16 protein-coding genes are annotated in these 22,563 nt (G+C 51.2%); 11 read left to right on the top strand and 5 right to left on the bottom strand.

Annotated elements, in window-relative coordinates; all coding sequences use genetic code 11:
* Positions 1 to 10 precede the first annotated feature (10 nt).
* The 3 genes from nirB (at position 11) to A9B99_RS00570 (ending at position 8,209) form a co-directional block, all read left to right on the top strand.
* Complete coding sequence (gene nirB / locus A9B99_RS00580) at positions 11 to 4,111, top strand: nitrite reductase large subunit NirB (protein ID WP_074388745.1); 4,101 nt, start codon at positions 11 to 13, stop codon at positions 4,109 to 4,111.
* Positions 4,108 to 6,744 (top strand): nitrate reductase, encoded by a 2,637-nt coding sequence (locus tag A9B99_RS00575; RefSeq protein ID WP_064593570.1) that lies wholly within the window; start codon positions 4,108 to 4,110, stop codon positions 6,742 to 6,744. Before nirB ends, A9B99_RS00575 begins: the two co-directional genes overlap by 4 nt.
* Positions 6,745 to 6,991: 247 nt before the next feature.
* Positions 6,992 to 8,209, top strand: coding sequence for an EAL and HDOD domain-containing protein (locus A9B99_RS00570; protein WP_064593567.1), 1,218 nt, complete (start codon positions 6,992 to 6,994; stop codon positions 8,207 to 8,209).
* Positions 8,210 to 8,261: 52 nt separating this feature from the next.
* Here the strand turns inward: A9B99_RS00570 and A9B99_RS00565 are convergent, their stop codons facing one another.
* Positions 8,262 to 8,969, bottom strand: a complete 708-nt coding sequence (locus A9B99_RS00565) for an SDR family oxidoreductase (RefSeq protein ID WP_064593564.1) — start codon at positions 8,967 to 8,969, stop codon at positions 8,262 to 8,264.
* A 274-nt stretch (positions 8,970 to 9,243) separates the two neighbouring features.
* Between A9B99_RS00565 and A9B99_RS00560 the strand changes: the two genes are divergently transcribed.
* On the top strand, positions 9,244 to 10,416 hold the full coding sequence (locus A9B99_RS00560; protein ID WP_064593562.1) for a serine hydrolase domain-containing protein: 1,173 nt from the start codon (positions 9,244 to 9,246) through the stop codon (positions 10,414 to 10,416).
* 86 nt (positions 10,417 to 10,502) lie between these two features.
* Here A9B99_RS00560 and A9B99_RS00555 read toward each other — a convergent pair whose 3' ends face one another.
* Positions 10,503 to 11,840, bottom strand: a complete 1,338-nt coding sequence (locus A9B99_RS00555) for an aspartate aminotransferase family protein (protein WP_064593560.1) — start codon at positions 11,838 to 11,840, stop codon at positions 10,503 to 10,505.
* A 582-nt stretch (positions 11,841 to 12,422) separates the two neighbouring features.
* Between A9B99_RS00555 and A9B99_RS00550 the strand changes: the two genes are divergently transcribed.
* The 3 genes from A9B99_RS00550 to A9B99_RS00540 all read left to right on the top strand — a co-directional run bounded on the left by A9B99_RS00550 (position 12,423) and on the right by A9B99_RS00540 (position 15,765).
* Positions 12,423 to 13,199, top strand: a complete 777-nt coding sequence (locus A9B99_RS00550) for a DeoR/GlpR family DNA-binding transcription regulator (RefSeq protein ID WP_064593558.1) — start codon at positions 12,423 to 12,425, stop codon at positions 13,197 to 13,199.
* A gap of 370 nt (positions 13,200 to 13,569) precedes the next feature.
* A complete protein-coding gene (locus A9B99_RS00545; RefSeq protein WP_082917796.1) occupies positions 13,570 to 14,910 on the top strand; it encodes a carbohydrate porin in 1,341 nt (446 codons plus the stop codon).
* A 522-nt stretch (positions 14,911 to 15,432) separates the two neighbouring features.
* A complete protein-coding gene (locus A9B99_RS00540; protein WP_036113252.1) occupies positions 15,433 to 15,765 on the top strand; it encodes a helix-turn-helix domain-containing protein in 333 nt (110 codons plus the stop codon).
* A 111-nt stretch (positions 15,766 to 15,876) separates the two neighbouring features.
* Here the strand turns inward: A9B99_RS00540 and A9B99_RS00535 are convergent, their stop codons facing one another.
* Both A9B99_RS00535 and A9B99_RS00530 read right to left on the bottom strand, forming a co-directional pair.
* Positions 15,877 to 16,791 (bottom strand): LysR family transcriptional regulator, encoded by a 915-nt coding sequence (locus tag A9B99_RS00535; RefSeq protein ID WP_064593556.1) that lies wholly within the window; start codon positions 16,789 to 16,791, stop codon positions 15,877 to 15,879.
* 479 nt (positions 16,792 to 17,270) lie between these two features.
* Complete coding sequence (locus A9B99_RS00530; protein WP_064593554.1) at positions 17,271 to 18,374, bottom strand: Fic family protein; 1,104 nt, start codon at positions 18,372 to 18,374, stop codon at positions 17,271 to 17,273.
* Between the two features lie 282 nt (positions 18,375 to 18,656).
* Between A9B99_RS00530 and A9B99_RS00525 the strand changes: the two genes are divergently transcribed.
* Positions 18,657 to 19,091 (top strand): hypothetical protein, encoded by a 435-nt coding sequence (locus A9B99_RS00525; protein ID WP_231889137.1) that lies wholly within the window; start codon positions 18,657 to 18,659, stop codon positions 19,089 to 19,091.
* 5 nt (positions 19,092 to 19,096) lie between these two features.
* Positions 19,097 to 19,684 (top strand): RNA polymerase sigma factor, encoded by a 588-nt coding sequence (locus A9B99_RS00520; RefSeq protein ID WP_405027766.1) that lies wholly within the window; start codon positions 19,097 to 19,099, stop codon positions 19,682 to 19,684.
* A 138-nt stretch (positions 19,685 to 19,822) separates the two neighbouring features.
* Here A9B99_RS00520 and A9B99_RS00515 read toward each other — a convergent pair whose 3' ends face one another.
* Positions 19,823 to 20,932: an NADH:flavin oxidoreductase gene (locus A9B99_RS00515; protein ID WP_064593548.1), complete on the bottom strand. Its 1,110-nt coding sequence runs from the start codon at positions 20,930 to 20,932 to the stop codon at positions 19,823 to 19,825.
* Positions 20,933 to 21,165: 233 nt separating this feature from the next.
* Between A9B99_RS00515 and A9B99_RS00510 the strand changes: the two genes are divergently transcribed.
* Positions 21,166 to 21,840: a hypothetical protein gene (locus tag A9B99_RS00510; RefSeq protein ID WP_064593546.1), complete on the top strand. Its 675-nt coding sequence runs from the start codon at positions 21,166 to 21,168 to the stop codon at positions 21,838 to 21,840.
* A complete protein-coding gene (locus A9B99_RS00505) occupies positions 21,833 to 22,522 on the top strand; it encodes an RES family NAD+ phosphorylase (RefSeq protein ID WP_064593545.1) in 690 nt (229 codons plus the stop codon). The genes A9B99_RS00510 and A9B99_RS00505 overlap by 8 nt, the downstream gene beginning before the upstream one ends.
* Positions 22,523 to 22,563: the final 41 nt, after the last annotated feature.

Raw genomic sequence — 22,563 nt, 5'->3', positions numbered from 1 at the left:
GGACACACAAATGAAACCGCATCTGGTGGTGGCAGGCAATGGAATGGCGGCGCTGAAACTGGTGGAAACGCTGCTGGCGCTAGCACCCGGGCGTTTTAAGGTTACGCTGATTGGTAATGAACAGCATGCAACCTACAACCGGGTTCAGTTGCCTTCAGTTCTTAACGGTGACAAAAGCTTCGCTGAAATCGCGCTGCACCCGTCATCCTGGTATCTGGAGCAGGGTGTCACCTTGCTCACTGGTGAAACAGTACTTTCAGTTCACCGGGAAAGCCGCCAGGTGGTGACAGATAAACGCACGCTTGTCTGGGACCAGTTAGTTATTGCCACCGGGTCACAATCTGCAATGCCGCCTGTAACAGGAATTCAGTTGCCCCATGTCTGTGGGTTCCGCCACCAGCAGGATCTTTTCGCGCTGCAAAATGATCCTCCCGGAACACCGGTTATCGTGTTGGGTGGCGGGTTCGTTGGGGTTGAAGCCGCAGCAGCACTGGCTCAGCAGGGGCGGCAAGTCTCGCTGGTTCACCGCCATGGCTGGCCCCTTGAGCGCCAGGTGGATGCAAAATGTGGCGAACGGCTACTCAGTGCGCTGTCACAGCAGGGGGTTCACTGCCTGATGAACAACGGTATTACGGCGATTACAGCTGATGCCGTCAGGCTTACCGATGGGCAACTTTTGCCAGCCAAACGGGTGGTGATAGCGACCGGGATCCGGCCAAACATAACGCTTGCCCGCGAAGCAGGCCTGGCCTGTGGTCGCGGAATTCAGGTTAACGGGCAACTCCAGACCAGCGACCACACCATCAGTGCTCTTGGGGAGTGTAGCGAGTTTAACGGTGAAGTACCCGGCTTGCTGGCACCTTGCCTGGAGCAGGCTGTGGTACTCGCTCATCGCCTGGCAGGCCAGGCCATCGCAGATTACCACCCCGAGCCTCAGGGTACCCGCCTGAAAGTGCGGGGATTGCAGCTGTTTTGTCTCGGCTCCCGTCAGGAGCAGGAAAATACTCCGCCCTTAATCAGTGAGAACACCTCCACTGGCGACTACCAGCGGCTATATACCTGCAACGGGCACCTGACAGGTGCGTTCCTGTGGGGCGATATCAGCGAAGCAGCGCGCATCAGAGCACTGATGCACCAACCTATTCATTTTCACGCCCTCCTTCCCGGTGTTCCCTCCCTGGAAGCGGCACCAACCGCAAGGACAGAAGTAATGCAGTATATCAACACGCACACCAAAAAAACGTTGGTTGTTATTGGCCATGGCATGGTCGGCCAGTATTTTCTTGAGCAACTGGTTGAACAAGGTATGCACCAGCAATGGCATATTGTGGTTTATGGTGAAGAACGCCACCTGGCCTACGACCGGGTGCATTTAACCGACTATTTTACTACCGGAAACGCCAACACTCTGAGCCTCACCGATGCCGATTTTTTTGCTCAACATGGTATTGAGTTGCGCACCCACAGCCAGGTAACCGCGCTTGATACTGACCGGCGCAGCCTGACGGACGCTCAGGGCCGGGAGTTGGCCTGGGATCACCTGGTGCTGGCAACCGGCTCGCGGGCTTTTGTACCGCCAATTGAAGGCCATGATGACCAGCGCTGCTTTGTTTACCGTACGCTGGATGATCTGGATGCGATTAAAGCTTGTGCCAGTCATGCTTCACGAGGCGTGGTAATTGGTGGAGGCTTACTTGGTCTGGAAGCCGCCAACGCGCTGAAAACACTGGGGCTGGAAACCCATGTAGTGGAGTTCGCGCCACGCCTGATGGCCGTCCAGTTAGATGACGAAGGTGCCGCGCTGCTTCGCACCAAAATTCAGGCTTTGGGTGTCCATGTCCATACTGGTATGCAAACCACCAAAATCGCCTCTGGCGCCAGTGGCTTGCAATTGCAATTCAGCAGTGGTGAACCGCTGGAGACCGACCTGGTGGTCTTTTCAGCCGGGATCCGCCCACGCGATGACCTGGCGCGTATAGCCGGGCTGGCTACCGGGCCGCGCGGCGGCATTATCATTGATAACCAGTGCCGTACCAGCCACCCTGCGGTGTACGCCATTGGGGAGTGTGCTCTCTGGGAGGGGATGGCTTTTGGCCTGGTTGCCCCCGGTTATGACATGGCGCGTATTGCTGCCGCTCAGTTGTCAGGTGAGCAGGAAGCCCTGTTCAGTGGTGCAGACATGAGCACACGCCTGAAACTGCTCGGTGTGGAAGTTGCCTCGCTGGGTGATGCCCATGGTCAAACCCCTGGTAGCCTGGTCTACCAGTGGCACAATGGGCCAGATGGCATATACAAAAAAATTGTGGTCAGTGCTGATAAAAAACAGCTATTGGGTGGTGTTTTGGTTGGAGATGCAAGCGACTACAGTAATTTACTGCAACTGATGCTCAATCACATTGATTTGCCGGATTCACCTGCACAACTTATTCTGCCTGCGACTGGCGATAAGCCTGCCACACAGGGCAGCAAAGCACTACCGGACAGCGCGGTACTGTGTTCGTGCCACAACGTAACCAAAGGTGCAATTCGCGCAGCCGTCACCGCAGGCCACCATGATCTCAGCGCGGTGAAATCATTCACGAAGGCGGGCACAGGTTGTGGCGGGTGCACCGCCCTGGTTAAACAGGTGATGGAGCAGGCACTGGAAGAATCCGGGGTTGCAGTCAGTGACGATATCTGCGAACACTTCCCCTGGTCGCGCCAGGCATTATTCAACCTGATTCAGGTTGAAAACATCCGCAGCTTTGATGAGCTGATCCAGCGCCACGGTAGTGGCCATGGCTGCGAAATTTGCAAACCACTGGTTGGCTCACTGCTGGCATCAGCCTGGAATGACTACCTGCTGAAACCAGAGCACTTGCCACTGCAGGATACCAATGACCGCTATTTTGCCAATATTCAGAAAAACGGCACTTATTCCATCGTGCCACGGATCCCGGCAGGCGAGATAACGCCACAAGGCTTAATCGCCATTGGGGAAGTCGCACAGCGTTATAATTTGTATACCAAAATTACGGGCGGGCAGCGCATTGATTTGTTTGGTGCCACTCTGGCGCAGTTACCCCTTATCTGGCAGGAACTGATTGATGCTGGTTTTGAAACCGGCCATGCCTACGGTAAGTCGCTGCGTACGGTGAAATCCTGTGTTGGCGAAAACTGGTGCCGTTATGGGGTACAGGATTCAACCAGCATGGCGATTGAGCTGGAACAACGTTACAAAGGATTGCGCTCACCTCACAAAATTAAAATGGCGGTTTCAGGCTGTACCCGTGAGTGTGCAGAAGCGCAAAGTAAGGATATTGGTGTCATTGCCACGGACAAAGGCTGGAACCTGTATGTCTGCGGTAATGGCGGCATGAAACCTCGCCATGCAGATCTGTTTGCCACTGATCTTGATAGCGAAACATTAATTCGCTACATCGACCGGGTACTGATGTTTTATATCCGTACCGCCGGGCGTTTAACCCGCACCAGTGTGTGGCTTGATAATCTGGAAGGCGGGCTGGATTATCTCCGCCAGGTGGTAATTGACGACAAACTCGGCATAAACGCGCAACTGGAAGCACACATGGCGCACATTGTTGACACCTGGCAGTGTGAATGGCAAACCACGCTGAACGACCCGGAGCAACTCGCCCGGTTCACCGCCACCATCAACAGCAATACCCCGGATGAATCTGTGCAATGGGATACCCGCCGTGGGCAAATACAACCCACCACCGCACTAATCACACACCAGTCGCGCTTGCCTGCGGAACCCTGGCAAACGGTGTGCGCCATTTCCGCAATCCCCAATAATGCTGGTATTGGCGCTCGCCTGGGCAGCCACCGTATTGCCTTGTTCCGTATCGGGGAACAGGTTTGGGCACTGGACGACATTGAACCCGGCACCCAGGCCTGCGTGATGTCGCGCGGTTTACTGGGAGACAACGCGGGAGAACTGATTGTGATTTCGCCACTGTATAAGCACCGTTTCCGCCTGGCTGACGGGCGTGCCCTGGAAGGGGAAACTCACCTGCGCAGCTGGCCGGTACATGTCGTGAATGGGCAAGTTCTGGTTGCCAGTGAACCAGCAACGCACAGCGAACCTGTTGCCGAGGCTACTGTATGAATGAAACCCGGACCACTTGCCCGTATTGCGGTACCGGCTGCGGTCTGCGGGTTTCCGGGGCATCAGCAAATGTTGCCGGGCAGATACCGGCAATAAAAGTGCAGGGCGATAACTCACACCCGGCAAACCTGGGGCGCATCTGTGTAAAAGGCAGTGCACTGGATAAAACGATGGGGTTACAGGGGCGGCTTCTCGCCCCGCACATCAAACACCAACGCGTGTCCTGGGAGCAGGCACTGGACCATGCTGCCCAACGGCTTGCTGACATTATTCAACAGTACGGTCCGGATGCAATTGCGTTCTACGCCTCCGGGCAATTACTCACTGAAGACTACTATGCTGCCAACAAGCTTATGAAAGGGTTTATCGGCAGCGGCAATATCGACACCAATTCACGGTTGTGTATGTCTTCCGCTGTAGCGGCCTATAAACGCGCTTTTGGCGAAGATGCCGTGCCCTGCAACTATGAAGATATTGAACTGGCAGATGTCGTAGTCCTGGTGGGGAGTAACCTTGCCTGGGCGCATCCGGTATTGTGGCAACGCCTGGCTGCGGCACGGGCGGCCAGGCCTGATATGCAAATTATTGCCATCGACCCCCGACGCAGCACAACTTGCGCTGAAGCAGACCTGCACCTGGCTATCACCCCCGGTAGCGACAGTGCGTTGTTTACTGGCCTGGTAAACTGGCTGATAACAGAAGGAAAAGAAGATGCTCTGTGGCGCAGCAGAACTGTGGGGCGCACCGAAACGGCCCAGGCAGCTGCCCCCTGGACTGCCGACAAAGTAGCTGAATACTGTGGCCTTTCACGCAACCAGGTTGAAGCCTTTTACCAGCTTTACTGTAAACCACGCCGGGTAATGACATTGTGGTGTATGGGCATCAACCAGTCCGCCACAGGCACAGATAAATGCAATGCCATCATCAATGCCCATCTGGTTTCCGGGCAAATAGCCAGTCCCGGATGTGGTCCCTTTTCTCTTACCGGCCAGCCCAATGCCATGGGCGGGCGTGAAGTGGGTGGGTTGGCAAACCAGCTTGCTGCCCATATGGATTTTACCCCGGAAGCCATTGAGCGGGTGGGCAGGTTCTGGGGCAGCAACCGCACAGCGCATAAACCGGGTTATAAAGCGGTGGAGCTGTTTCAGGCGGTTGAGCGGGGCGACATCAAAGCCATCTGGATTATGGGCACCAACCCGGCGGTATCGTTGCCAGACACCAATCAGGTTGCCCGGGCGCTGGCGATGTGTGAGTGTGTGATAGTTTCTGACATCACTGCGCATACCACGACGGCAGCCTTTGCGGATGTTCTTTTCCCGGCCCAGGGCTGGGGAGAAAAAGAGGGTACGGTCACCAATTCTGAACGCCGCATCTCACGGCAACGGCGCTTTGCCGAACCACCCGGTGAAGCCCGTCCAGACTGGTGGATAATTGCGCAAATCGCCCGGCGTATGGGGTATGAGAAAGCTTTTGACTGGTCTCATCCTCATGAGATTTTTAGTGAACACGCGGCTCTTACCGGTTTTGAAAACCAGGGAGAGCGCCTGTTTGATATCAGTAGGTTAAGCCGTTTAACCCGCACTGAATGGGAACAGTTACAACCTATTCAGTGGCCGGTAAATTCACACTACCCGGCAGGGTGCCCCCGGTTATTTCAGGATGGCGTATTTGCATTCCCGGATGGTAAAGCCCGCCTGGTCCCGGTTCACCCACAGCCGCCCAGGGGGACCACCAGTAAATATTACCCCCTGGTCATGAATACTGGCCGCATCCGCGACCAGTGGCACACCATGACCCGTACCGGGATGGTTGAGGGTCTGTTACAGCATCGCAATAAGCCTTATTGTGAAATCAACCCGGCAGACGCCAGCCAGGCGGGAATCACTGAAAACAGACTGGTAAGGTTACAGTCTGCCACAGGCTGGATGCTGTGCCGGGCTGTGATAACCGATGCGCAACCTGTCGGCCAGGTATTTGTGCCAATGCACTGGAGCAGCCAGTTTGCCTTGCAAAGCCAGCCAGGGGCGCTAATCACTGCGCATCGCTGTGAAATATCCGGCCAGCCAGAAAGTAAATTCACCCCGGTACGGGCCCAGCCCGTGACCAGTGACTGGGAGGGCGTGTTATATGCCAGTGACAGTGTCACTATTTCTGGTGCGCAATGGTGGGCCCGTGCTCCGGTGCCCGGTGGCTGGCAATTCTGGGTTGCAGGTGAAGGGTGTATTACGGAGTGGCTAGAACAACAACCCTGGCTGGCCGGGTTCGAATGCCGCCAGGCCACGGACAATAATATTTCCTGCCACTTACTGGGGTTTAACCACGGGGCGCTGAATGTGGCGTTCTATGCCAGCCCGTCAGCACCAGAGCCAGACTCCACACTGGTTTGCGCAAGCCTTGGCAAAAAAGTGGATAAGCAAACCAGCGACCAGCTGCTTGCCGGTCGCTCTCTGGGGGATACCCGGGGAGCCCAAACGTTGTGTAGTTGCTTTGGTATCCGAGCCAGGGATATTACCCAGGCTATTGCCAGCGGTTGCCATACTGTTAGCTCTCTGGGTAAGCAACTTGGCTGTGGCACCAATTGCGGCTCCTGCATTCCTGAGCTAAAAAGCCTGCTGTCACAGCACGCACTATAATTCACCCGCTATAATTCACGGGCAGGGAAGCCTGGTCAGGAGCATGATTATCCTTTTGAAACCACTTATCTACTCCCCAGGTATTATTTTGATTTCTCACAAAATACATCACACTTATTGAGCAGGTATCTAAACTAGAATCAGTATCAGTCGATAAATCTGTTGAAAACGTTTATTTGCTTACACGCCTGCAGGCAGGGCGCAATGTATTGGCGGTTCTGGTATATCACGCTATTCAGGAGCAGTTATGTACTCTTTCATTGCCAGACAACCTATTTTTGATCAGGATATGCACACCGTCGCTTACGAGTTGTTGTACCGGAATGGCCTGAGTAATTCGTTTCCTGATGTTTCTTCGGAATATGCCACCAGTCAGGTAATTTCAGACCAGTTTCTTGGCACACCACTCCAAAGTGTTACGGATAACCGCGTCTCATTCATCAATTTTCCCCACAAGATGATCATTGACCGCCAGGTTTTCAGCCTGCCGCCAGAAAGTGTGGTCATTGAAGTACTGGAAGACGCACAACCTGATGATGCTTTATTTGATGCCATTAAGGAATTACACCATAAAGGTTTTACCGTCGCGCTGGATGATTTCACCATGGAAGAAGCCTGGGTGCGCTTTATACCTTATGTGGATATTCTGAAATTTGATATACGTAAACATTCAGCGGAACTCATTGCTCAGTATATTTCCCGTAACAAACTGGAAAAAATGACATTACTGGCGGAAAAAGTAGAAAGCCAGGAAGAGTTCCAGGCATTCAAGTCATTAGGTTTTTCACTTTTCCAGGGCTATTTTTACCGCCGGCCAGAAATTTTACGCAACAAGAAACTGGCACTGAATATTACCTGGTTAATTGAACTGATGCGTGAAGTGAACCAGCAACGAATCGATTACGAAAAGGTGGGCAATTTAATCAACCGCGATGTGTCTATTGCCTACAAATTTATGCGTTATATCAAGAATATTCGCTACCAGACCAGTTTCCCGGTGGAAGTGAATACCATGTCGCTGCGCGATATCGCGTTATATATTGGCGACCATGAATTGCGCCGTTTTGTCTCACTGGTGAGCCTGTACAGCCTTGATGATGAAAAACCCGTTGAACTGTATAAAAACAGCGTTATCCGTGGCCGGTTTTGTGAACTGATTGCCACAGAACTGCATATGACTTACCTCGAGGGCGATGCCTTCCTGTGTGGCCTGTTTTCATTGCTCGACGCCATACTGGATCACCCGCTGCATGTGCTGCTTGAACAAATTACCTTATCACCCCGTATTCATGCAGCTCTGGTCGATAGCAAAGGCGTGTTGTTCGAAATACTCGACCTGGCACGCCACTATGAAACCATGCAGTGGCTGGAAGTGCACCGTTTGGGCAAAGAACTGGGCCTTAACGACCCACAAATCATAAAAATCATGACAAGCTCCACTCACTGGGCAGATGAGAGCTATTAACCACCATCTGTGCATAAGCACGCCATTTACTGGCAGAATTGACTGAGCGTGATTAACGCACCACAGGGGCAAGGTAAACAGGCTGGCCAGCAGAAAGCCCCTGGTGCACCTGACGGGTAATGTCATCGCCCAGTATTTCACTCAGCCCTGCTTCCAGCGCGTTATAGGTTGCCGTGACAATATCCAGTGGCGAGGTTTTTGGCACATCAAAATCTTTTGTCATCCCGGTGTCAATAAACCCTGCATGCAGTCCCAGCACCTGCGTGCCTTGTTCAGCCAGTGCCAGACGCAACCCATTGGTTAAAGACCAGGCGGCCGATTTGCTCACCGAATACGTGGGTAGCATGGCGCTACTAATCCAGGACGCTACGGATAATACGTTGATAATGGCACCGCCGCCTGCCTGAGCCAGCACAGGTGCAAAGGCCTGCGCTAAACGTAACGGGCCAAACAAGTTTGTCTCCATCTGCTGGCGAATGTACTGTTCTGCACTGGCATCAAGCAAACTCCCGGTTTGCGCAATCCCTGCGTTATTAATTAACAGCGTGACATCACCCGCCTGAGTTACTGCACGAGTAATAGCTGCGGTATCTGTTACGTCCAGCTCAATAGCGGTAACACCGGCGATGTTAATAGCCTGCGGGTTGCGCGCTGCGGCACAAACTTTCTTTGCGCCGCGCGCGAGAGCTTCTCTGGCAAACACTTCTCCCAACCCACGGTTAGCTCCGGTTACAAACACAACAGCATTTTTAAGTTGCATGTCTTTCTCCCGAGAAAATCAGTCATAGCTGGCTACATAAAACCACTCACAATATGTCACTGTTGTACCAGATAAACTCGCCCGGTAAACCCGTGTAATTACCGGCAGGCAAATGAATAATGTAAGCAATTAATGCCTCAGTGATAAAAACCTTGCTTAAAATCAATTGTTTTAATAGTAATCAATAGAGGGTTAAACCATGTTTCCGAAAAGCCTGGGTGGCTGAAGGCAACTGACTGACACCTGCGGTTTCACCAAATACAGGAGAAAGTTCATGCAAGCAGAAGATGCACTTAATGCATCCTTGACAGGCATCTTTGACCAGGCAATCGAGCAGGGCAGAGTAGTAGGTGCTGTGTGTGCCGTTGCTCACCAGGGGAAACTAAGTCATATCAGTGCTCATGGTTTTGCCGACCGGGAAAAACAGCGCCCCATGTTACCCACCACGGGCTTTCGGCTATCCTCAGTGACCAAACCGATTGTCACACTGGCTGCTCTACGCCTGGTTGCCGCAGGCATCCTGGAACTTGATGCTCCGGTTACCCAGTGGTTGCCCGACTTTACTCCCACTGGCCCGCAAGGCGAGGCTGTAAGCATCACGCTGCATCAGTTACTCACACACACTTCCGGCCTGGGTTATGGCTTTAACCAGGACAGCGACGGGCCTTATCTCTCTGCGGGGATTTCTGACGGGCTGGACCATGTTGATTTTGATCTGGCTGAAAACTTGCGCCGCCTCAGTTCCGTTCCTTTACTGTTTCGGCCAGGAGAAAGTTGGGCTTATTCCCTGGGTATGGATGTTATGGGCGCCGTTATCGAGAAAGCCACCGGGAAATCACTGCCGCAGGCGGTAGCCGAGCTGGTGGCTATGCCGCTGGGTATGAGCCACTCCGGTTTTGTGACTGCGGGCCTGGATAACATTGCCGTCGCTTATGCCAACAGTGAACAGGGGGCGGTGATTATTGGTGAAAATGAAAAGGTTCCATTACCTGAGGGGATTGGGGGCAGCGTGCGTTTTTCACCATCACGGGTAGCAGACAGCCAGGCGTACCCATCCGGTGGCGCGGGTATGTATGGCTGCGCGCCGGATATACTGAGCTTTTTAGAAGCATTGCGCACTGGTGCGGGTCTGCTGCCAGCCAGCCTGCAAAGTGCTATATATCAGGCACATTGTGGCCCGGAAGCCGAATGCGCAGGCCCCGGTTGGGGATTTGGTTACGGTGGAGCTGTGTTAGTCGACCCACAGGCAACGAAAACACCACAAAGCCCCGGGACACTCTCCTGGGGGGGTGTTTACGGCCACAACTGGTTTATTGACCGGCACAACGATCTGACAGTGGTGTTGATGACCAATACAGCCTATGAAGGGATGTGTGGGTTACTGACCCTCGAAGTGCGTGATGCCGTCTATGCAGCCCTTAATGCAGGTTATATTCCCGCAGCATAGCAACTCAAAGCAGGTGGAAAACTGTATAGCAAAAAATCCGCCAGTACGAGGCGGATTTTTTGTCGGAAAATCAGTGAAAAACTGAATTAACGGCCAGCGCGCAGCGCTTTATCCAGTGAACCAACCAGCCAGTCAATATCATGAGCCTGGAAAGCCAGCGTTGGGCGTAACTTCAGGACGTTACCATGTGGCCCGGCAACTGAAGTCAGAACATGGTCTTCGCGCAAGCGTTCAATCACATCCAGCGCTCGCTGTTTGTCGGGGTTTTTACTGGCTTTGTCCGTAACCAGTTCGAAACCGATGAACAAACCGGCACCACGAACATCACCCACACAATCATGCTGAGCCGCCAGTGCAGCCAGCTCTTTTTGCAACTGAGTGCCCACGGTAAGGCTGTGCTGTTGCAGTTTTTCATCTTCAATCACTTTCAATACGGCCTGAGCTGCGGCAACAGACACCGGGTTACCACCGAATGTGTTGAAATAGGGGATAGTGTCGCTAAAGGCCGCCAGCACTTCAGGCTTTGCCAGCATTGCTGAAACCGGGATGCCGTTGCCCATAGGTTTGCCCATAGTGATAACGTCCGGCACAATATTATGGCGGGCAAAACCCCAGAAGCTCTCGCCAGTGCGGGCAAAGCCTGGCTGCACTTCGTCAGCAATAAAGATCCCGCCGTTCCGGTGCACCACATCCAGTGCTGGCTTCAGGTAACCGGCAGGACCCGGCAAAACACCGTCTGATGAGAAAATTGAGTCAACCAGCAAACCGGCGAATTTGATACCATGTGCGGACATATCATCAATTTGTTCCTGAATTTGCGCGGCAAACCAGGTACCAATATCCGGAGTATCCACACGGTAGCGGTCAGGAGCAGGCACCAGGCGCGTTGTAGCCGCCAGTGGCTGGCCGCTACCCAGTGCAGGTGAGGCACCAGAAGTCAGTTCACTGGTACCATGGTAGGCTTCCCGGGTAACAATAATCCCGGTACCGCCGCTCCAGGCACGGGCAACACGAATGGCCAGGTCATTGGCTTCTGAACCGGTGCACATGTACATCGCTTTGCTGACTTCACCTGGAACGTACTTCAACAATGATTCGGTGTAATCCAGAATACGTTCATGCAGGTAGCGGGTGTGGGTATTGAGCTGGCTCATCTGCTGTTGTACCGCTTCAATCACAGCAGGGTGGCAATGGCCAATACTGGCTACGTTGTTATAGACATCAAGGTATTTGTTACCCTGCGCGTCCCACAAATATTGCTGCTCACCACGCACCAGATGCACTGGGTTACGATAGAACAGGCGATAAGAATCGCCCAGTAAACGCGCGCGTTTCTCGGTTAACGTACGTGTTTGTTCATCCAGCGCTGCCGCATGTTCTGCGCGAAAGCTGTTGGTATCCATAATGGTGGAGCGCGTTGCCATGAAAGCCTCTCATTTATCATGTCTGTGTTGTTGGCCGTCAACCTTACCGTGCCTTTTACAATAAAATACACAAAAGCACACAAAGGCACAGCAAAAGAATCCATACAAAATCCTTATTGAATGTAACTTAATGATAATTAAATATTTTTACTTTAATCAGCTCTAATGCAAAATGCACTATTCAGCATAGGCCAGGCGACAAACCATGTTCTCAGGCCATCCGGCTGTTTCGCTCCGGGCCCAGGCAGTTAATATTCCAGTGAAATTAACCCTGATGGTTTAATTACCCATATTGCTAAATACGATGATGGCAGGCAGGCTGGTGCGATAAACTACACAAATGTGCACACCGGGCTGAGAAAATACAATGTCAGAGAGTATTATCCTCAGATTACCGCAGGCACGATGTTAAAGATGAATCTATCCATATGTTTTTATGTGGTTTATTTTTGACTGAAAAATTACCCTTATTCCCTGTTATTTGCACATAATGGCACGAACAGACCAGGTGCTCAGTTTGTTGGCCTGGTTTCCCGGTCTATAAGGTTGTCTACCTCATGCCGGAAATTATTAAGGAATAATATGTTAGAAGAAACTCGCTTACACCGTATCCGGGCCTTACTCTCGACACTTAATCGTATTTCCACAGAGCAACTGATTCAGCACCTGAATGTCTCCCGGGAAACCGTGCGGCGCGATATTGTTAAGCTGGAAAACTTAGGTGAGTTGCGCCGCGTACACGGCGGCGTTGTCGCGCTGGGGGCAGAACCTGAGCCACCATTGTCTGTACGGGCAACCGTTCGCGGTAAAGAGAAACAGGCGATTGCGCGCACTGCGGTACAGCAACTTCGCGCGGGCCAGACAATCTTTATTGATGCCGGGAGCACCACATCTGTTGTGGCCGATGAACTGGTTTCCATGCCAGGCATGACGATTATTACCAACAGCCTCAGCGTGGCTTCCCGGCTGACAGAATCTGAATATGCCCGGTCACTCAGCCATGAAGTCATTTTACTGGGCGGGGAGATGGGCCCGGTCACCCAGGCAACCTGCGGTGTAATGACCATTCGTGAACTCCAGCGCTTCCGGGCTGATGTGGCATTGCTGTCGCCCGTTGGCATTTCCAGTCAATCAGGTGCCAGTAGTTTCACCCACCACGAAGCTGCAATTGCCGAAGCAATGATAGGCAATGCGAATAAACGCATCATTCTGGCCGACCACAGTAAAATAGGTGTTACCAGCCGAATGGTTTATGCCCGTATCGCCGATATCGATATGATTATTTCTGATGAAGCGGCGTCTTCGCGTGATGACTGGGCCGCACTCCAGGCTTGCTGTGAAGAGGTGATAGCCGCCTGATGTAGCCTGAAAAGCTGTACTATTGTTCTGTTTCCTCTGTTATTACCCCGGCTGGCAAAATTGTTATCCGGGAGTCAGCCTCTTGTCGGGAACTACGCATTAAACCGTTTCCTCCCGGGCAAATGTTGCACCAATAATTAATACCGACCTTAGTGTGATGTCATTTTTTACCTTACCAAATAGCCTGGTGCCCGGCTATAAGCATGAAATATGCAAGTTTTACGAAAAGTCTCACCTCAGTTTCTTATTTTGTGGCGCAGATCATTTTTCTGAATACAGATATATTTCACGGCACAAAATAATAAATAATTAGCCTGCTTACTACTTACACTCAATTCTCCTTTTAGTGATTTTAACAAGAATAAATACCATGAAAAAATTCAATAAAGTGGCATATCACTCTTTAAAAGTAGTTATACCAGGCATTTTCCTCTTATCTGCACAACCTTTAGTTGCCCAGGCAGCCGATGCATTCAGTGTCGATTCCCCGTGGATGTTCGGTGACTGGAACGGGTTGCGTACAGACCTCCAACAGGATGGTGTCAACTTCAATGTTGGCTACACCATGGAAAGTGCATCTAACCTGGCAGGCGGTTATAACACATCGACCACCGCACGTTACAGTGACCAGTGGGCGTTCGGGGTTAACCTGGATCTGCAAAAACTCCTCAACTGGAACGACACTGAATTCCAGTTAACCATAACCAACCGTGACGGGCAGAACCTGTCAAATGAAGTTGGCGACCCGCGTACCGGGACACTATCTTCGGTACAGGAAGTGTATGGCCGGGGCCAGACATGGCGCTTAACCCAGTTCTGGCTACGTAAAGGCTTTTTTGACCATACCCTGGATGTTAAAGCAGGGCGGCTGACTGTTGGGGAAGATTTCGACAACTTCGACAGTAAATTCCAGAACCTGGCATTTGGGAGTGGCCAGGCGGGGAACTGGCGTGGTGACCACTGGTATAACTGGCCAGTGTCACAATGGGGTGCCCGCGTTCGCCTCAACTTTACCCCGGAAATCTTTATGCAGGTCGGTTTCTATAACCAGAATCCGTATAACTATGACAAAGGTGATGGTTTCCGCTTTGAGTTCAGCCCAACAGAGGGCAACCTTGTACCGGTAGAACTGGGCTGGCAGCCAAAACTTGGTGCAGATAAACTACCGGGTAATTACCGTATTGGTTACTACTACTCTTCAGCCAGTGACAATGTATATGGATCATGGCGTGAGGGTGGTTACACTGATACAGCCCATGCATATGGCGGTTACATCCTTGCTCAACAACAGTTGACAGCACAAGGGGGGTCTGCTGACAGGGGGATCACATTAACCGTTCAGGCAGTAATGAACGACCACAAAACGTCTAAAACCGATAACTACCAGTCTGTTACTTTGACGTGGAAAGGGCCGTTTGACGCCCGTCCGCAGGATGAAATTGGTATTGGTGCCGGACGCATTCATGTCAACTCGTCCTATACCAGAATGCTGCGTGATACCAACTATTACAACGGTGAAACGACCTATAATAGCCCGACCTATTTACCGATTCAGAAAGGATCTGAATATAATTACGAAATTTATTATAACGTCCAGGCAACAAACTGGCTGCAAATCCGCCCCAATCTGCAATACATTGCCGCACCAGGTGCTGTAAGCAAAGTGGATGATGCCTTTGTTGGCGGTATTAGTGCTAACCTCAGCTTCTGATTATTTATTACTCCCGGGCCTGCATATATGCAGGCCTTTTTCACAGGTATTGCACAAGTGATGTCTATGCAATATGTGCTATTAAAAAATATTCTGCACTTTTATTCTTAAAGAATTTTTTTATCGCTCTTTTTTCATGAGCTATCCCACCAGTCTCTGATTCAAAACATTTTGTTTTGAGTATCGAAATAAAAAAACCATTTATTCGCAATTTAAATATAGGTAGAATTTTCATTACAAAATGAACTTTTTGATAACAAGTACGCATTAAAGAGACAGGTAACAACCTGCATAAAATTATAACCCGGCAAAAATTAATTTATTTTCAAAACCTCTGCCTCCCATGGCACCTGATGAGTTGATAAAACCATGGGTGATTGACTTATACCTGCGTAAAAGTGTACCTACACTGGTCACGTTAAGAGCACTGGCTCCCTGCATTCTACTTTGCCAACATTTGCGGCAAATTTGTGTTAATGACAACAGGTATATCTTCTTTGATTTATCTTTAGAGTACGATGTATGTTACTGCATAAAAATGTTATTCGTGATTTAGTTAAATGGATTGATGAAAATATCCATGATCCCATCAATATAACTGATGTTATGGAGATATCTGGTTATTCACGCTGGCATATTCAGCGGCTGTTCAGGGAAGAAACAGGGATGACAGTAGGGGATTATATTCGTAAGAAGAAGATACAGGAAGCAGCTAACGACCTGGCCAACGATGAAGTTTCTATTTTAACCATCTCCACTAAGTATGGTTTCAGTAGCCAGCAGACATTCACCCGTATTTTCTCACACTATTTCAATGTGCCGCCCGGACGCTGGCGCAAAGAACAACGAAAATAAACGTTACGCCATACTCTCAGCCACTCATGTGCGCTATCTGATTTGCCTCCTCCTGGGCCACCACTGTATTGCCTGATACAGTGGTTTTTTATTGGCACCGTAACCCTTGCGCTACGCCAAAGGCACACCAGACAGGTTACTGTCATCACCAAAATGTTGAACGGCAAAATCAAGAAAACTACGCAACTTTGGAGTCAGACGACGATCCTGGGCATACACAATATATAAAGGACGTTCCGGCACACTGTAATCAGGCAACACACTGATAAGCTTACCAGAACGAATATAGGGTAATACCAGCTCAGATGGCTGTGTGGTTACCCCGAAACCGGCCAGAGCAGCACTCACCAGCGCTTCGCCATTATCCATCATGAGACGCCCGGAAATTGGCTGCTTTATCAGTCCATCAGGCCCTTCAAACTCCCACTGGGTTCTCAGAGAGGTGTGCGCGAAAACCAGACATTCATGGCGCTGTAAATCAGCCGGGTGATTCAGCGGTGCGGCTTTATCCAGGTAATGGGGGGAGGCACAAGTAATCAACCGGTAAGGAGCCAGTACGCGCGCCATCAGACTGCTGTCTTCAAGTTCACCCACATGAAAAACGGCATCATAGCCTTCATCAATCAGGTCTATCATCCGGTTAGTGAGCGTCAATTCAACCGACACTTCCGGGTAACGCGCCATATATTCAGGTAATAACGGTGAAAGGGCGTTGATACCAAAAGTATGCGGAGCATTGATTTTCAGACGCCCCCTTGGCTCCATACGGGTTTCTTCTGCGAAGGATTCCGCAGCTTCAACTTCCGCCAGAATAATTTTGGCCCGCTCATAAAAATTTTGCCCGGCCTCCGTGAGGCTGTGCTGGCGGGTAGTGCGATTAATCAGCCTGACACCCAGGTGGTTTTCCAGCGCTGCAACATGTTTCCCAACCAGTTGAGAGGACATATTCAGCATATCGGCAGCTGCGGCAAAAGACCCTTGTTCTACAGTCTTGACATATATTGCCATGCTGGATAGTCGATCCATTTGAGGATTCCATTTGCAATTTATAAAACTGTCACAGTTTACCTGACAAATAATGCCAACGGTTAAGCGCGGTGTGTTAATCGCACAAATGGGAAATGCCCTGCAGGGGCATTTTAATACTGAACAACGCAGCAGGGGGAAAATATCATGTTACTTACTTTCAGGTAATGGCCCAGTTTTACATCATCAGATAATATCTCAGCCATCACGAATTTTTATTTTCTCATGACATGGCAGTTTATATTTGCCATTGGCCTGGTCTCGCCTCCATGCCAGGTAATTTTTCCGTTCACTACCGGGCTCGTCAACATAACTACTGCTCCAGGGCTGAATATATTATTCTCCAGCCCCCAGTTTCTGGGGGCTTTATCTACCAGGCGAAGAAAGAGTTCTGCGGTGACAATTTCCCATGGGTTACTGCGCCAATAAAGCCCGGCGATATAGCCTTTAATGCTCCGGCAGGGAAGGGGAACAGTGATTCAGGCACTCGCCTTACCAGGCAAAGAATAGCGGGTGCTTCTGCCGCCGCCTTCATTCCCCACCAAAAAACCCTGTTCAACCAGCTGCGCCAGGTGGCGGGTTGCAGTGGCGCGGCTGACCCTTGCGACTGCTTTATACTGGCTGTTATTAATGCCATCCTGGAAGTCACCATCCAGCATTCGGTTGATCACTTTTATCTGCTCAGGGTTCAGCGCCGCCTGGTTAAAACGCTGCCAGTAATGGGTTTTAAACAGGGTCTGGTCAATCAGCCCGAGTGTTTCCTCAATTGAGACGCGCAACATACGCACAAACCAGTTAAGCCACGGCGTTAACACCATATCGCCACGCTGAGTTTGTTCTATTACTGCGTAATACTCTTTACGGTGTGTATTAATCGTGCGCGACATAGCATATAAACGCACCGTGTTATGCTCCGCCTGAGCCAGTGCGAGATCCATGATTAAACGCCCGATCCTGCCGTTACCATCTTCAAAAGGGTGGATGGTTAAAAACCACAAATGCGCAATACCTGCCCGTAAGATGGGGTCAGCCTGGGCATCGTGCCTGCTGGTGTTGAACCAGTGCAGAAAAGCATCCATTTCTCCCGCAACCCGCATGGCATCAGGCCCTTCAAAATGGATGACGGGCTTATCTATTCGCCCGGAAATGACCTGTACCGGGCCAGTCCGAAACTGCCCACCTTTAATCGCATTAAACAACTTATCTTCAGGTGGAAACAACAGTGAGTGCCAGTGCAGCAAGCGCTGCGCCGTTAAAGGCTCATCGATATTATTGATGGCGTCCAGTGCCGACTCCACCAGGCCTTCAGTGCGCTTATCAACCGGCCAGGTTATTTCATCATCCACGCCCAGGTGAGTTGCCAGTGAAGAGCGCACCGAACCGGCGTGTAAACGTTCACCTTCGATATCGCTTGAATAAAGAATATTCGCCAGCAGGGTATCCAGCGTGGTTTGCGCTGAATTCAATACCTGGCTGCTGCCATAAAGTTTTCCCTGTAAAAAGCGGGTGTCACGCAGCAATGGTACCAGCGGGGCCGGATCCCAGGTAAATTCAGGCCACAAAGGTTGTTGCCATATCCACATAGCGTTCTCCTGAGGCAAATAACAGCCTTATTCTACTCACAATGTGAGTAGAATATAAAGCGTAATTGACTCATGAGTGGCAATGGCGAAAAAAACGGGCAAAAAACACCCTGGGCAATTGCATAAATTATAACCAGGATTCATGAGCGGAGGTTATAAAAGAGGCATAACAGACCACGCCCCGTACACAAAAACACGGTGATGAATTTTTTTAGCAATATTCTGGCGCGCCATTCGTCTACCTCACTAACAGAACGTTCACCTATAACATGAGGCTTTAAGATGAGAGATTTTGAAATGTATGGCCGGGGTTTTGGCAGAAGAGGGCACCACCGTTTTGCAAAGCCATTAATCATTAGTGTTATTGTGGTTTTCGCGCTGGGGCTACTGGTTATGTCGCTGTGGAATGCTCTATTACCGACAATCATTGGTGTGAAAAGTATTGGGTTCTGGCAGGCTTTGGGCTTATTAGTTTTATGCCGGATATTGTTTGGCGGGCTGGGTATGCGCCCGGGTATGTTTGGTATGCACCGGCGAATGCATGACCGCTGGATGCAAATGACCCCGGAACAACGTGATGAATTTATCCGCCAGCGCCGTTCCTGGTTTGAAGATAAATGGGGCAGCCGCTGCCAACGGCAAGCCCCCCAGGAATGCAATACGCCACAAAACACAGATCAGGGTACTGAAGCTGAAAAAACCTCGGATAAACAATGAATGAAGTGAAAGGCGGGAGTGGGTCAAAATCACGTCTGGTTTCCGCGCTCACGGCTTGCCGTGGGCGGTTACAGGCCTTTATTCGTGGCCGTTCTCGTGGGCCTGATGATGTGGAGGATATTCTGCAGGAAATCACATATCAGTTATTTCGTGTAGAACAACCGGTCGAGAATGTCGCCGCCTGGCTGTTTCGTGCCGCCCGCAATGAAATAACCGATTTGGGGCGCAAAAAACGCGAACTCCCTTTTTCCGGACTGGCCGTGCAGGGGGATGAAAATGAATTTGCGGAAGATGAGCTGGCAGAAACCTTGTTTGGTGTACCGCAAACCCCTGAAGATGAATACCTGAAAGCATTGTTGTGGGATGAACTGGCTGCAGCACTGGCTGAACTCCCGCAAATCCAGCGCGAGGTGTTTGAAAAGACGGAGCTTGACGGTTACAGCTACCAGGCACTGGCAGAAGAAACAGGTGCCAGTATTCAGGCTCTGTTATCGAGAAAACACAAAGCCGTACTTTACTTGCGTATTCGCCTGCAGGAATTTTGGGATGATTTATCTGCCAATTCGCCAGAAAACATTGGCAAAAAAAGTTGAGAGGCTTGTGTAGTGTCCACTCAAAACAGGCGAATGAAGCATATTTAATTCATGAGGTAACCGGGAGTTCAACAAAACTTTTAATGCCATGCCGGCCTGGGCCGGCACATATTAAATTGCAGCTGTAAGCGCCGCCACTTATTTCAGCGCCGCGAGGTCTTCAGCCCGAAAACCGAGTAGCTCGTCTGTACGGCCTGCACGAACTTTGTGCGCCCACTGCGGGTCTGATAATAGCGCACGACCAACCGCTATCAGGTCAAACTCCCCACGTTCCATTCGGGTATACAGGTTATCCAGCCCGGCCGTGCCGGAACCCTGTCCGCCAAAGGCGCCAAAGAAATCACCGGATAACCCCACAGAACCCACGCTGATAGTGGCTGCACCCGTGAGTTTTTTCGCCCAGCCTGCAAAGTTAAGCCCTTCGCTGCCATCAATATTCGGGAATTCAGGCTCCCAGAACCGGCGTTGTGAGCAGTGCAGAATGTCTACACCAGCGTCTACCAGCGGCACCAACCATTCGGTCATTTCCTGAGGTGTTTCAGCCAGACGGGCAGAGTAGTCCTGCTGTTTCCACTGACTGATGCGAAGAATGAGAGGGAAGTCAGGACCAACTGCCGCGCGCACCGCACGTACGATATCAGCCGCAAAGCGGGAACGCTCTGCAATAGTTTTTCCGCCAAAGGAATCCGTGCGCAGATTAGTACCCTGCCAGAAAAACTGATCGATTAGGTAACCATGCGCACCATGTAGTTCCACAACGTCAAAACCCAGACGCTGCGCATCTGCCGCCGCGCGGGCAAAAGCGTCAACAGTATCTGCAATATCTTCTTCTGTCATGGCGACACCTCGCGGCTCACCCGGACCAACCAGGCCTGAAGGGCTTTCAACTGGTGCGTCTGGCTCCCATCCTCCGCTGGCTCGCGTGGATCCCGTATGCCAGATTTGTGGGCCAATTCGACCGCCTGCTGCGTGTACGGCGTCCACCACCTGCTTCCAGCCAGCCAGAGCCTGCTCGCCGTAGAAGAAAGGAATGCCAGGCATGTTACGTGACGCAGGGCGGTTGACCACAGTACCTTCGGTCAGGATAAGGCCAGCTTCGCCTTCCGCACGGCGGCGATAGTAACTGGCGTTAGGCTGGCCCGGAACCCCTTCTGGCGCCATACCGCGGGTCATTGGCGCCATTACAATACGGTTTGGCAAATTCAGGCCTTTCAGTGTGAAAGGTGAAAAGAGTACGTTGTCGGACATCGGTACAATCCTTTTAAAGTTGTTTCACAGCAGACTAGTTATAACAATATTGCCCGCAACAGCAATAAGTTAATCACCATTCTTCAGGTACCGGGGAGCCGAATGCGCCTGGCGAAATTCAGTCGGCAGCGCCTGCCCGGGGCAGTGCTGGAATCCATTGAAGATGCTTGTGTAAGGTTATCACAGATATGGTATTATTAAATCATATTGATAACCCATACAGGAGAACATCCATGAGTGTACGAAAAGAGCACACAGGGGTTTCCACCCTGATTGGCACCCCAAAAGAAGTGAAAGTCAGCCTTGCCAAATCACAGGCTGAGCAAGTGCTGCTTATCACGGTTGATCATCAAAACCATATCGGAACACAGCACCTGTTTGAAAATTTGTCCAACGTGGCGTCTTCCATGTATGGCCTGTTTCAGCAGCATCAAAGCCGTACAACACTTGAGCGTCTGGCAGAAGCTCTGGTGCCACCAACGCCCGCACCACCACATATCATCAAAGAAGCAGCAATGCTGATACAGGCACGCAAAGCTGTTCTGGAGAGTGGTGACTGGCTAAATGCTGCCGAACTGGCACACCTGGCGCAGTTGAGCACAGCGAATCCGAGCGCTCAGCCGAATAAATGGAAGAAAGCCGGGCGCATTTTCGCCATCCACCATAACGGTGTCGACTATTTCCCGGCCTGGGGGTTGGATAAAAACGAAGGTTTCCGTCCGCTGAAAGCGCTGGGTAAGGTAATTGAGGTGTTTGGTGGTCAAAAGGATGGCTGGGGTATGGCGTTCTGGTTTCTGTCGGCCAACAGCTTTTTAGGTGGAAAACGGCCTCAGGACATGCTGGCCACACAGCCAGACTTGGTAATCGATGCCGCCCGGGATGAAGTTCAGGGCGTAGCGCATGGCTAAGCGTTCTACCGGCACTAAGACGACAGAGCAGGGGGGCGGCGCGCCGCTTCCTCATGCGGGCCCGCTAAAAACAACAATATTTTTACTAAATAAAGGAACGGTGTTACACCGGGTGCACCTTGAGCAGTATGCCGCAGACCAGTTTAACCCCGGCCTGCAGGGCAATGCGCGTTTCAGCCCAATAACAAATGCTCTAGGCGAACCCATTCCTACCTTGTACGCTGGCGTGACCAGCGACTGTGCCATGATGGAAACAGTATTTCACGATGTCTCTTTTGCACCAGGACTCAAAACTTACGATAAAAACAAGCTCAACGGGCAGGTACTCTCGGCACTTGAAGTCACTGAGAACCTGGAACTGCTTGATCTTGCCACAGTGCCGCTGCGCAAGCTGGGTATCACCCGCAAAGAGTTGATCGACACCGAAAAAGATCAATACCCGGTAACCCGCAAATGGGCCGAAAAACTTTACCAGCAATGCACAAGCGCACAAGGCCTGGCGTGGATTTCGAGACAGGATGACACGGCGCGCGCAATGATATTGTTTGGTGACAGAATAAAACCCGCATCGCTTTGCCCGGCAGGAAGCGCTAAGAGCCTGGTTAACGACGCCGCCACTTACGAAGATGTGCTGAGCCTGGCAGCCCGGTTGGGTGTGTTGATTGTGCCAGGCAGGGACTGAATCCCGCCGGTACAGGCGGGATTTTTACATGTTGGTGTTTT

The sequence above is a fragment of the Mangrovibacter phragmitis genome (genome assembly GCF_001655675.1).
Classification (GTDB): domain Bacteria; phylum Pseudomonadota; class Gammaproteobacteria; order Enterobacterales; family Enterobacteriaceae; genus Mangrovibacter; species Mangrovibacter phragmitis.
This window is presented reverse-complemented; position numbering and strand designations above follow the sequence as displayed.